The sequence below is a fragment of the Burkholderia sp. AU4i genome, assembly GCF_000466765.1.
Classification (GTDB): Bacteria; Pseudomonadota; Gammaproteobacteria; order Burkholderiales; family Burkholderiaceae; genus Burkholderia; species Burkholderia cepacia.
In genome coordinates this window covers 53838-64744 of sequence record NZ_ASSI01000093.1, presented here as the reverse complement: position 1 = coordinate 64744, position 10907 = coordinate 53838, and the positions used below count along the sequence as shown (strand labels likewise).

Below are 10907 nucleotides of genomic sequence, written 5' to 3'. Positions count from 1 at the left end.
GCGGCACGCGGCGCACGCTGCGGGTGGCCGGTGCGTCGCTCGCGGCACGCGACGCGGCGGTCGGCGTGATCGACGCGCGCACCGCGATCGTCGAAACGGCCGAGATCGTCGGCATCACGGATCCGGTCGGCATGAGCGTGCCGGTCGACGCGCGCAGCACGCGCGGGATGGGCGAGGCGATCCGCACGCTGCTCGACGAAGGCGTGCGCCGCTTCTTCGTCGCGCTGGGCGGCAGCAGCACCAACGACGCGGGCGCCGGGCTGCTCGCCGGCCTCGGCCTGCAGTGCTTCGACGCGGGCGGCCAGCCGATCGAGCCCGTGCCGTCGCAGCTCGCCGACATCGCGCGCGTCGACGCGTCGGGGCTCGACCCGCGGCTGAAGGAAACCGAATTCATCGGCATGTCCGACGTCGACAACCCGTTGACGGGCGCGCACGGCGCAACCGCCGTGTTCGGCCCGCAAAAGGGCGTGACGCCCGGGCAGGTCGCCACCCTCGACGCCGCACTCGCCCGCTTCGCCGACCTGCTCGAAGCCGCGCTCGACCGTCGCGGCCGCGACCTGCCGGGCGCCGGTGCCGCGGGCGGCCTCGGATTCGCGCTGCACATGCTCGGCGCGCAATTCGAAGCGGGGGCCGAGGTGGTCGCGCGGCAGGTCGGGCTCGACGCGGCGCTCGCCGGCGCGGGCTGGCTGATCACCGGCGAAGGCCGCTCCGACGTACAGACGCTGCACGGCAAGGCGCCGTTCATCGCGTGCCGCCACGCGCAAGCCGCCGGCGTACCCGCGTCGCTGCTGTCCGGCGCGGTCGACCCGGCCGCGCTGCCCCGCCTGTCCGAACATTTTTCCGGCTGCTTCTCGCCGGCTCCCGGGCCGATCACGCTCGACGTCGCGATCCGCGACGCGGCCAATCTGCTCGCGAACGAAGCGGAGCAATTGACACGCCTGAAGTACGGCGCACACTGACCGTTGACCCGAGCGCGCGATACAGGAACAATCGGGCCCGCCCTTTTTCTTCAGGATTCGACATGAAAGGCCGTCAAGCCGGGCTCGATCAGTTTCTGACCTATCGCCTCCACGCGCTCACGAAGCGATCCGACCGCGGGATCGGCGAGGTGTACCGGCACAAGCTCGACATCTCGCTGCCCGAGGCGCGCGTGATCGCCGCCGTCGGCGCCTTCGGCCCGTTCTCGATCATGGATCTGGCGCGCCACACCAATCTCGACAAGAGCCAGGCGAGCCGCGCAGCCGAGGCGCTGCTGCGCCAGGGGCTGCTCGAACGCAGCGCAAGCGAGGAGGATGGCCGGATCGTGTTGATCGCGCTGACCGCCGACGGCCGCGCGCTGCATCGCAAGATCATGCCGATCGTGCGCAAGTGGAACGATGGCTTGCTCGCATGCCTGTCCGACAGCGAACGCCAGACATTCGAGCGGCTGCTCGACAAGGTCGTCGCGCACGCGATCGAGCGGGACGACTGACCGGCACACGGGCACGATGCCCGCGGTATTGATCCGATGAATTCGACGGGCCGCCCCGGTCGCCACACCCGCGACGCGGGCGGCCCGCTTTGCGTGATGCGCTGCGCGCGGCAACCGGATTGCAGCGCGCGACCTCGCCGGCCTCGCGCATGCAGCGGCCCCGCCCGCGCTTACAGCCCGCTGTTCGTCGCCCGCTGGCGCAGCAGCCCGAGCACCGCGTCGCAATACGGAGTCGGCACGTCGAGCTTGCGCCCGAGCTCCGGAAACACACCGAGGATCGGCCCGATCTCGAGCGCGCGGCCCGCTTCGAAATCCTGAAGCATCGACGTCTTGAACGCACCGAGCTTGCGCGTGACCGCGATCCGCTCGGGCCCGCTCATCCCCGTCGACAGGCCGAGCTTCGAGCCGATCGCGGCCGCCTCCTCCATCATCCGCAGCGCGAGCCCCTGCGTGAACGGATCGTCGAGCAGTTGTTCGGCCGTCGACCCCGTCAGCGCGCTCAGCGGATTCATGTTCATGTTGCCCCACAGCTTCGTCCAGATCTCGGCCCGGATCGCCGGCGTCGACTCGACGTCGAAACCGCCCGCCGCGAGCGCCGCGGCGAACCGGGCAGTAGCCGTATCGAGCCGCGCATCGGGCGCCCCGACGATCAGCCGGTTGCCGCGCCCGCGGCGCACGACGCCCGGCGCATCGGTACTCGACGACAGGTGGACGACACACCCGATCGCCTGTGCGGGCGGCAACGCCGCCGACACCGCGCCGGCCGGGTCGACCGCGTCGAGCGGCACGCCGTCGAGCGCGCCTTCGAGCCCGTGCGTGAACCACCACGGCAGCCCGTTCATCGCCGCGACGATCACGGTGTCCGGCCCGACCAGCGGCGCGATGCGCGCGGCCAGTGCCGGCAGTGCCTGCGCCTTCAGCGCGATCACCACGTAGTCCTGCACGCCGAGCGCGGCCGCATCGTCACTCGCTCGCACCGGAACCGACGACGTCGTGCCCGCCTCGTCGATCACGCGCACGCCGTGCGCGTTCAGCGCGTCGAGCGTCGCGCCGCGCGCGTACGCGCTCACGGTCATCCCGGCCCGCGACAACGCGGCCGCGAGCAATCCGCCGATCGCGCCGACCCCGACCACCGCCGCGCGCACCGACCCTGAATTCGTGTCGTTCATGATGGAATTCCGTCTCCTGGGAGCTGACGAGCATAACGCTCAATGGTTGCGGGCACAACCATTCACGCGCCGCCGTGCGACGCATGGCGTTCGCATACGTCAGCGTGGCTCGCCACCGGCTTCCACCGGTTCGTCGTCGGTCGCGCCGCCCGTCGCGCCGAGCACGCCGGCGATCTGGCTCTTGTCGTGCATGCCGAGCTTGCGGTACGCGCAGCGCAGGTAATGGCGCACGGTCGTCGGCGAAATCGCCATCTGTTGCGCGACTTCCTTGTGCGAGCGCCCGGCGCCGTAATAGCGGATCGCCGCGAGCTCGCGCGGGCTCAGGCGGTCGAGCAGCGAGCGCGGCCGCGCCTCGATCTGGAACAGCCCCGCAACCGGCACGCACTGGATCCGCAATGCATCGCCGACGAACGGCTGGCCCGCCTGGCGCCGTAGGTGCGCAACGAGCGGCTCCGGCACGCGTGCACCGGCCCATGCCGGCCATTCGGTGCGCAGCACGTCGTCGAAACCATGATCGGCGTGATGCAGCACACCGAAGTTGTCGCACAACGCGCGGGCGGCCGGCGCAACCGCATCGCCGCGCTCGCGCGTGAGCTGTGCGGCGCGATTGATGGTCAGCGCCGCCGCGAGATGCGGAATCACTTCCTCGAAACGGCGCGCATCGTCATCGCCGAACGGACGGTTCAGGCCCTGTCGGTAGATCGACATGAACGTCGTCAGGCCGAAACGGCGATCGAGCGTGCACACGCACATCAGCTGCGCGAGCCCGTACTTCACGCACCAGTCGCGAAACCGTGCATCGAGCCCCGGCTCGACGACCGACAGCCGCACCGCGTGGCCGTGCGCGCCGCGCAGCGTTCGGTGCGCGAGCGGGTCGCAATCGCGCACGCGCTTCCAGTCGCTGAAGAACGCGTGCGGCAGACGATACAGGAAGCTGTTGTGCATCACCGGGCCGGTCGGCACATGCGTCGCGACGCCCGTCCACGCGGCGTCGAACGGAATGAGCGCCTGCAGCAGCGAAAAGAAGCGGTATTCGAATTCGCCGATGCCGGACCGCGCGGCAACCGCGTACAGGTCGAGCAGCATCAACCCGAGTTCGCGCTGCGCTGCGTCGCCGCGCGTGACGCCGTCGAAATCCGCGCGCCGGGACGGCAGCGGCGGCCAGGCGAAGTCGTCGAGCACGATGGCGGCCGGCACGTCACGCAGCGCTTCGAGATCCTGCCCGATATCCGTCGTGATCCTCACCTTCCGCTCCCCTGCCCGTTCGGGCTGCTGACGTGCCCAACGACACCGGCCGATTATAGCGACCGGCTTTTTTGACGGGCCCCGGTGCCGGAACCGGCACCAGCCCCATCCATTTGAACGGTACGCGGCACGTTGCTGCTCCGCAGCACGCCGCGCGACGCCAGCGCGTCGCGACCATGCCGCGCACCTCGGGTTTTCCGCACCGTTCATCTGTACGACTGTTCGAAGGTTTTCCCGCTGCGGACACTGCGTCGCGACAACACCAACGACAAACCGATGCAGGACGGTATGGAGAACCCCACGTGACGAAACCCCGCTTCATCCGCACGGCCGCGGCCGTCGCGACGCTTGCCGCGTGCAGCGCCGCCGCGCATGCGCAGTCGACCCTCACGCTGTACGGCGCGCTCGATGCCGGCGTGCAATACCTGACGCATGCCGATGGGCGCCATTCGGCCGTGCAGTTGCAGAACTACGGCATCCTGCCTTCCCAGGTCGGCCTGAAGGGCAACGAGGATCTCGGCGGCGGCTGGCGTGCGCTGTTCAAGCTCGAACAGGGCCTCAACCTCAACGACGGCACCGCGACCGCGCCCGGCTACGCGTTCTTCCGCGGCGCGTACGTCGGCATCGCCGGACCCGTGGGCACCGTCACGCTCGGCCGTCAGTTCAGCGTGCTGTTCGACAAGACGCTGTTCTACGACCCGCTCTGGTACGCGTCGTACAGCGGCCAGGGCGTCATCGTGCCGATGAACGCGAACTTCATCGACCACTCCGTCAAGTACCAGTCGCCGACCTTCGCCGGCTTCGACGTCGAGGCGCTTGCCGCGACGTCCGGCGTCGCCGGCAATACGCGCGCCGGACGCGTACTCGAACTCGGCGGCCAGTACACGAGCAACGGCCTGTCGGTCAGCGCGGTGCTGCATCAGGCATACGGCGATGTATCGGCGGCCGACGACACGTCGGCGCGCCGCCGCGAACTCGGCACGCTCGCCGCGCGCTATGCGTTCGCCACGCTGCCGCTCACCGTCTATGCAGGTGTCGAACGACTGACCGGCGACCTCGACGCCGCGCGCACGATCGTCTGGGGCGGTGCGCGCTACCTGACACCGAACGGGATCGGCCTGAACGCCGGCGTCTACCACACCGACTCGCGCGCGCCGGCCATCGGCCACCCGACGCTGTTCATCGCGAGCACCACGTATGCGCTGTCGAAACGCACCGTCGCCTACGTGAACCTCGGCTATGCGCGCAACAGCGGCCAAAGTTCGCAGACCGTCTACGAATACGACCCGACGCCGCTCGCCGGCGCATCGCAGTTCGGCGCGATGGTCGGCATGTACCACCTGTTCTGATTCCCCACACGAGATCCCTCCATGAAAACCCTGTCCCCGGATGCCGCACTCCCGCCCGACGGCCGCGCATCGACCTTCGCGCGCTCGACGCTCGTCGCGCTCGTCGTGTTCGCGGCCATCACGCCGCTGCTGCTGCTCGTGGCGCCCGCCGTCGCCGGCCAGCTCGCGACGCAGCTCGGGCTGTCCGCCTCGCATATCGGCACCTACTTCTTCGTCGAACTCGGCGCGTTCAGCCTCGCGACCGTGCCGTCGTACCTGTGGCTCGGTCGCATCGACGCACGCCGCGTCGCCGCGTTCGCCATCGCGCTGTTCGGCGCGGGCAACCTGCTGACCGCGCTGTGGATGCCGGGCTTCGTCGCGCTGCTCGCACTGCGCGCCGTGACCGCGCTCGGCGGCGGTTCGCTGATGGTGCTCTGCATGACGAGCGCCGCAACGAGCGAAAACAGCGACCGCGTGTACGGCCTGTGGGTCGTCGGCCAGTTGATCGCGGGCGCGATCGGCCTGTTCGTGCTGCCGCATGTGTTCGCGGCATTCGGGCTGCGCGCGCTGTACGTCGCGCTCGCCGGGCTCGCGCTGCTCGCGGCGCCGCTGTCGCGCGGCTTCCCGTCATCGCTGGGCGCGCGAACCGCGCCTGCGCAACACGCGCGCGGCGCGGCGGCACGGACGCCGCAAGGCTCGATCGTGCTCGCGATCGGCGCGGTGCTGACGTTCTATCTCGCGATCGGCAGCGTGTGGACGTTCGCAAGCCGTGCCGCGACCGAAGCCGGGCTCGATCCGCAGTCGACCGGCAACGTACTCGCGATCGCGAGCGTGATGGGCATCGCCGGCGCGGCGCTCGCGTCGTGCGCGGGCGGCCGGCTCGCGCGGCGCGCCATGCTGACGGCCGGTTACGCGCTGCTGGCGGCCTCGTTCGTCGCGCTCGCCGTGATGCGGCAAGCCGGCGGCTACAGCGCGGCGATCTTCGCGTTCAAGTTCGCGTGGACGTTCGTCCTGCCGTTCATCCTCGCGACCGTCGCGCAGATCGATACGTCGGGCCGCCTCGTGGCCACGCTCAATTTCGTGATCGGCGCCGGCCTCGCTGCCGGCCCGTTGCTCGCCGGGCTGATGCTCGACGCCGGCGGCACGATGCACGCGCTGTTCACGGCCGCGACGGCTGTCGCGATCGTGTCTTTCGCCGCGCTGCGCCACATCGATCGCCGCACGCACGCCTCCGTTTCCTCCCAACCGTGACAGGTCTCGCACATCCATGAATCGCACTGCCTTTTTCACCGACGAACGCACTTTCTGGCACACCGGCGGCACGCATGCGCTGTTCTTCCCGGTCGGCGGCTGGGTCCAGCCGCCGTCGAGCGCGGGCTACGCGGAATCGCCCGATTCGAAGCGCCGTTTCCTGTCGCTCGTGCAGGCCTCGGGCCTGGCCGCGCAGCTCGACCTGCGCGGCGCCGAACCGGCAACGACCGCCGACCTGCTGCGCATTCATCCCGCGCACTATCTCGATGCGTTCCGCGCACTCAGCGACGCGAACGGCGGCGACCTCGGCGATCTCGCGCCGTTCGGCAAAGGGAGCTACGAGATCGCCGCGCTGTCTGCCGGCCTCGCGATCGCGGCCGTCGATACGGTCGTCGGCGAGCGCGCGGCCAATGCCTTCTCGCTGTCGCGGCCGCCCGGTCACCACTGCCTGCGCGATCGCCCGATGGGCTTCTGCATGCTGGCGAACATCCCGATCGCGATCGAGGCCGCCCGCGCGAAACACGGCATCGAGCGCGTCGCGGTGATCGACTGGGACGTGCATCACGGCAACGGCACGCAGTCGATCTATTACGACGATCCGGACACGCTGACGATCTCGCTGCACCAGGACCGTTGCTTCCCGCCCGGCTATAGCGGCGCGGACGATCGCGGCGAAGGCGCGGGCGTCGGCGCGAACCTGAATGTGCCGCTGCTCGCGGGCAGCGGCGACGATGCCTATCGCTACGCGTTCGAGCGGATCGTGCTGCCGGCGCTGGCGCGTTTCCGGCCCGAGCTGATCGTCGTCGCCAGCGGCCTCGACGCGAGCGCGGTCGATCCGCTCGCGCGCATGCAATTGCATACCGACAGCTACCGGTTCATGACGCGTGCGGTGAAGGATGCCGCGCAGCGCCATTGCGGCGGGCGGCTCGTGATCGTTCACGAAGGCGGCTATTCGGAGGCATACGTGCCGTTCTGCGGGCTCGCGATCGTCGAGGAACTGGCCGGCATTCGTACCGACGTCGCCGATCCGATGCTCGACCTCGCGATCGCGCAGCAGCCGGGCGAGCGGTTCATCGCGTTCCAGCGCGGGCTGCTCGACGAGCTGGCGGCGTCGTTCGGGTTGTAATGCGCGCTGACGAATGCGCCGGGGCCGGCGGGCGGCGGCCCTCTTGCGCGATCGGAGCGGATGGGGTCTCCTGTGCCTTTATCCCCGTTCCGGCCCGAAGCCGTACTCTTCCGATGAAATCGTCCCCGCGCGACAACAATGACGATGCCAAGACGCGCCGCCAGCCTTCGAAGCTGGCCCTGAACATCGCCGCCGTGACGGTCGGCCTCATCACGTTCGCGCTCGGCGCGGCGTGGGTGATCTATAGCTGGATCGTCGATCGCGAAGCGCAGTATTTCGCGATCCCGCTGGTTTTTTCGGTGCCGGTGATCGTGGCGGTCGCGATCCGGAGTTTCTGGGAGTAGACGCGCCTGAAACGGCGAAGCGCCGCGAGTCGGGTGACGCGCGGCGCTTCGTCGGGCTTGTTCTGGATAACGCGGCGAGCCCCTCGACTCGCCTGCGCGCCGATCACAGGCCGGGACGCGGGCACGGATTGGAGACCGCGCCCTGATACCCACCGGTGACGGCGCCCAGCACGGCGCCGGCCAGCGACGTGCCGAGCGCTTTCAGCACGTTTTCGGTCGACGGCGACTCGCCGCCCGACATCACCCGCCCCGAGTACGCAGAGCACGCCGACGTCGATGCCGCCGCGTGCAGCGGCCTGGCGCTCCATGCGACGTTGTCGGCAGGTGTATTGGCAAATGCCGGCGCGGCCAGCATCAGCGCCAGAACGGAAATCGGGATGCGTACGGTGTTTTTCATCGGTGGCCCCTCGGTGTTGTCGTACTTGCTGTATTCGATCGCGCTGACGATGTTACACGCGGCCGAATTCGAGGGTGCGCTCCTCATACGGGCCGCACGTCCACGAACAAGACAGGCATCAACAAAAAAGCGCTGCGGTCAGCAGACCGGCAGCGCTTTTTCGGGAACAGCACCCTGACGAGTGCTTGTTCGACTTCTGGTGCGTGAGGCCGGACTCGAACCGGCACACCCTTGCGGGCGTCAGGACCTAAACCTGGTGCGTCTACCAATTTCGCCACTCACGCGCATTTTCCGTCGCCTGACTACGCGGCACGCAAGCTGCGTTGCCGCGCGCCCGGGACATCGCGCCGGCCTCGAGCCGGCACGCCCGATCAGGCGAGCGCGAGATTCTACCCGATCCGGGCGGCGTTGTCTCGCCCCGCCGGCACCCGTCGTGCGGCGGTGCTAGAATGCCGCGCTCGACGTTTCGGCACCGCGCCGCCGCGCGTCCCCCGAACCCGCCCCCACACGATTCCGCCCGTGAACTTCGACGACTACTGTCAGCAAAAGGCCGCCCCTGCGGGCTCCAGCGTCTACTACGCGCTGCGTCAGGCGCCGCTCGCCACGCAACCGCGCCTGACCGCGCTGTTCGCGCTGCGCCGCGAACTCGAGGAAACCGTCAAGGAAACCAGTGACCCGACCGTCGGACACACGAAGCTCGCGTGGTGGCACAAGGAACTCGCAGCGCTGGCCGACGGACAGCCGTCGCATCCGGTCACGAAGGCACTCGCGCAGCATCACCCCGCGATCGTCGCCGAAGCCGACGCGTTGCGCACGCTCGTCAACGGCTACGGGATGGATCTCGAACAGGCGCGCTACCTCGATTTCGCGAATCTGCAGCGCTACATCGCGCTGGTCGGCGGCACGTTCGCGTCGCTGGTCGCGCGCGCCAGTTCAGCCAACCCGGCCGACCCGCAGCCGTGGGCCGCGGACGCCGGCCGCGCGCTGATGCTCGCGCAGTTCGTGCAGGAACTCGGCAACGACGCGCGCCACGGCCGCATCTACCTGCCGATCGACGAACTGCAGCGCTACAACGTGACGGCGGCCGACCTGCTGAACCGTCGCTACAGCCCGGCGTTCACCGAGCTGCTGCAATTCCAGACGGCACGGGCGCGCGAAGCGCTTGCGGCCGCCGAAGCGGCGATCCCCGCATCCGGGCGCCGCGCACAGCGCACGCTGCGCGCGCAGATTGCACTGGCCGGCGCGCTGCTCGACGAAATCGAGCGCGACGATTACCAGGTGCTGCACCAGCGCATTGCGCTGACGCCGATCCGCAAGCTGTGGATCGCGTGGCGCGCCGCGCGCCGTCGCTGAACGTCACGACGCATCACGCCTTCAACAACGGCAGCGTGTCGAAGCGCTGCTGCAGCACGCGCGTCGCATCGAGCCCCCACCACGGCCCGAGCACGGTCGCATAAAGCTGGCGGAAATCGACCGCGACCGGCAGGTTGCCGTTGCCGTCGAGCCGCCCGAGCGCCGGCGGTGCGCCGTACAGCCCGCCGGCCACGCGACCGCCCATCACGAAATGCGGCGCGGCCGTGCCGTGATCGGTGCCGTTGCTCTGGTTCTCCCGCACGCGCCGCCCGAATTCCGCATACGTCATCACGAGCGTCTGGTTCCAGCGCCCGAGTTCGATCAATGCGCCGCGCATCGCGCTCATCCCTTCCGCGAACTGCTTGAGCAGCGCGGCCTGCTGCCCCGGCTGGTTCTGGTGCGTGTCGAAGCCGTTGAGCGTCAGGCGCAGCACCGCGACACCATCCTGCGCGCCGGGCCCGGACGCTTCGCACGCGGCCAGCACCTGCATCGCGGTCTTCACCGACGTGCCGAACGCGCCGGCCGGAAACGCCGTCCGGAATTCGCGCATCCCGCCGCGCGGGCGCAGCCGGTCGGCGGCCTTCACGATGTCGTTCTCGACGTCGATGATGTGTGCGAGCGCGGGGTTCTGTTCGCGCAGCGACGACGGCTCGGCGAGGCGGGCCGCACGGATGAACTGCGCGGGATTGACGAGCGCGATCGCGCGCGCGCCGTTCGCGAGCGGCCCCATCTCGGCGCTGCCGAGCACGACGCCGTCCGCCGCGAACCCGGGCGGCACCGGCGCCTGCGCGAACGTCCGCGTGAGCCAGCCTTCGTGCAGGTACTGGTCGGAGCGTGACGCGGTATCCCAGATCTCGATCGAGCGGAAATGCGACAGGTTCGGCTGCGGATAACCGACGCCCTGCACGACCGCGACCTGCCCGTCGCGCCACAGCGGCATCAGCGGCGCGAGCGACGGATGCAGCCCCGTGTGGGCGTCGAGTTGCAGCACCTGCTCGCGCTTGATGCCGATGCTGCGCCGGAACTGGTAGTACAGCGGATCGGCATACGGCACCACCGTGTTGAGGCCATCGTTGCCGCCCTTCAGCTCGACGAGGATCAGCACGTTCGCATACCCTGCCTCCGGCTGCCGTCCGGTGGCAGCCATCGCGGGCGCCTGCCACAGCGACACGCCGGCTGCGGCCGCGGCGCCCGTCAGCGTCAGAAAATCACGTCGGTTCATC

Annotated in this window: 11 protein-coding genes and 1 tRNA gene; 7 read left to right on the top strand and 5 right to left on the bottom strand. The window is 69.6% G+C overall.

Annotated features, from left to right (window positions below):
• Both L810_RS21475 and L810_RS21470 read left to right on the top strand, forming a co-directional pair.
• Positions 1 to 959, top strand: a 959-nt coding sequence (locus L810_RS21475) for a glycerate kinase family protein (RefSeq protein ID WP_042975616.1), incomplete at its 5' end; no start/stop codon positions are given.
• A 62-nt stretch (positions 960 to 1021) separates the two neighbouring features.
• The gene (locus tag L810_RS21470) at positions 1022 to 1471 is read left to right on the top strand and encodes a MarR family winged helix-turn-helix transcriptional regulator (protein WP_021160399.1); all 450 of its coding nucleotides are present in this window, start codon (positions 1022 to 1024) and stop codon (positions 1469 to 1471) included.
• Positions 1472 to 1641: 170 nt separating this feature from the next.
• Here L810_RS21470 and L810_RS21465 read toward each other — a convergent pair whose 3' ends face one another.
• The gene (locus tag L810_RS21465; protein WP_021160398.1) at positions 1642 to 2640 is read right to left on the bottom strand and encodes a 2-dehydropantoate 2-reductase; all 999 of its coding nucleotides are present in this window, start codon (positions 2638 to 2640) and stop codon (positions 1642 to 1644) included.
• A gap of 99 nt (positions 2641 to 2739) precedes the next feature.
• Complete coding sequence (locus tag L810_RS21460; protein ID WP_021160397.1) at positions 2740 to 3885, bottom strand: helix-turn-helix transcriptional regulator; 1146 nt, start codon at positions 3883 to 3885, stop codon at positions 2740 to 2742.
• Between the two features lie 302 nt (positions 3886 to 4187).
• On the opposite strand from L810_RS21460, the gene L810_RS21455 reads away from it, so the two are divergent.
• From L810_RS21455 to L810_RS21440, 4 genes are all read left to right on the top strand, one after another.
• Positions 4188 to 5234, top strand: a complete 1047-nt coding sequence (locus tag L810_RS21455; protein ID WP_021160395.1) for a porin — start codon at positions 4188 to 4190, stop codon at positions 5232 to 5234.
• A gap of 21 nt (positions 5235 to 5255) precedes the next feature.
• Positions 5256 to 6464, top strand: a complete 1209-nt coding sequence (locus L810_RS21450; RefSeq protein WP_021160394.1) for an MFS transporter — start codon at positions 5256 to 5258, stop codon at positions 6462 to 6464.
• A gap of 16 nt (positions 6465 to 6480) precedes the next feature.
• Positions 6481 to 7590, top strand: coding sequence for a class II histone deacetylase (locus L810_RS21445; RefSeq protein ID WP_021160393.1), 1110 nt, complete (start codon positions 6481 to 6483; stop codon positions 7588 to 7590).
• Between the two features lie 113 nt (positions 7591 to 7703).
• Positions 7704 to 7934 carry a hypothetical protein gene (locus L810_RS21440; RefSeq protein WP_021160392.1) on the top strand — a complete coding sequence of 77 codons (231 nt, stop codon included), beginning with the start codon at positions 7704 to 7706 and terminating at the stop codon, positions 7932 to 7934.
• A gap of 103 nt (positions 7935 to 8037) precedes the next feature.
• Here the strand turns inward: L810_RS21440 and L810_RS21435 are convergent, their stop codons facing one another.
• Both L810_RS21435 and L810_RS21430 read right to left on the bottom strand, forming a co-directional pair.
• Entirely contained in the window at positions 8038 to 8331 is a 294-nt protein-coding gene (locus L810_RS21435; RefSeq protein WP_021160391.1) for a hypothetical protein, read from the bottom strand.
• 197 nt (positions 8332 to 8528) lie between these two features.
• Positions 8529 to 8615, bottom strand: a tRNA-Leu gene (locus L810_RS21430).
• A gap of 235 nt (positions 8616 to 8850) precedes the next feature.
• Here L810_RS21430 and hpnD point away from each other — a divergent pair.
• On the top strand, positions 8851 to 9684 hold the full coding sequence (hpnD, locus tag L810_RS21425; RefSeq protein WP_021160390.1) for a presqualene diphosphate synthase HpnD: 834 nt from the start codon (positions 8851 to 8853) through the stop codon (positions 9682 to 9684).
• Between the two features lie 13 nt (positions 9685 to 9697).
• On the opposite strand, the gene L810_RS21420 is transcribed toward hpnD, so the two are convergent.
• Positions 9698 to 10906, bottom strand: coding sequence for a DUF1501 domain-containing protein (locus L810_RS21420; protein ID WP_021160389.1), 1209 nt, complete (start codon positions 10904 to 10906; stop codon positions 9698 to 9700).
• Position 10907: the final 1 nt, after the last annotated feature.

Coding starts and splice junctions, on each gene's coding strand:
- L810_RS21440 (WP_021160392.1), top strand. CDS start 7,704: ATGAAATCGTCCCCGCGCGACAACAATGACGATGCCAAGACGCGCCGC.
- L810_RS21450 (WP_021160394.1), top strand. CDS start 5,256: ATGAAAACCCTGTCCCCGGATGCCGCACTCCCGCCCGACGGCCGCGCA.
- L810_RS21420 (WP_021160389.1), bottom strand. CDS start 10,906: ATGAACCGACGTGATTTTCTGACGCTGACGGGCGCCGCGGCCGCAGCC.
- L810_RS21465 (WP_021160398.1), bottom strand. CDS start 2,640: ATGAACGACACGAATTCAGGGTCGGTGCGCGCGGCGGTGGTCGGGGTC.
- L810_RS21470 (WP_021160399.1), top strand. CDS start 1,022: ATGAAAGGCCGTCAAGCCGGGCTCGATCAGTTTCTGACCTATCGCCTC.
- L810_RS21435 (WP_021160391.1), bottom strand. CDS start 8,331: ATGAAAAACACCGTACGCATCCCGATTTCCGTTCTGGCGCTGATGCTG.
- L810_RS21445 (WP_021160393.1), top strand. CDS start 6,481: ATGAATCGCACTGCCTTTTTCACCGACGAACGCACTTTCTGGCACACC.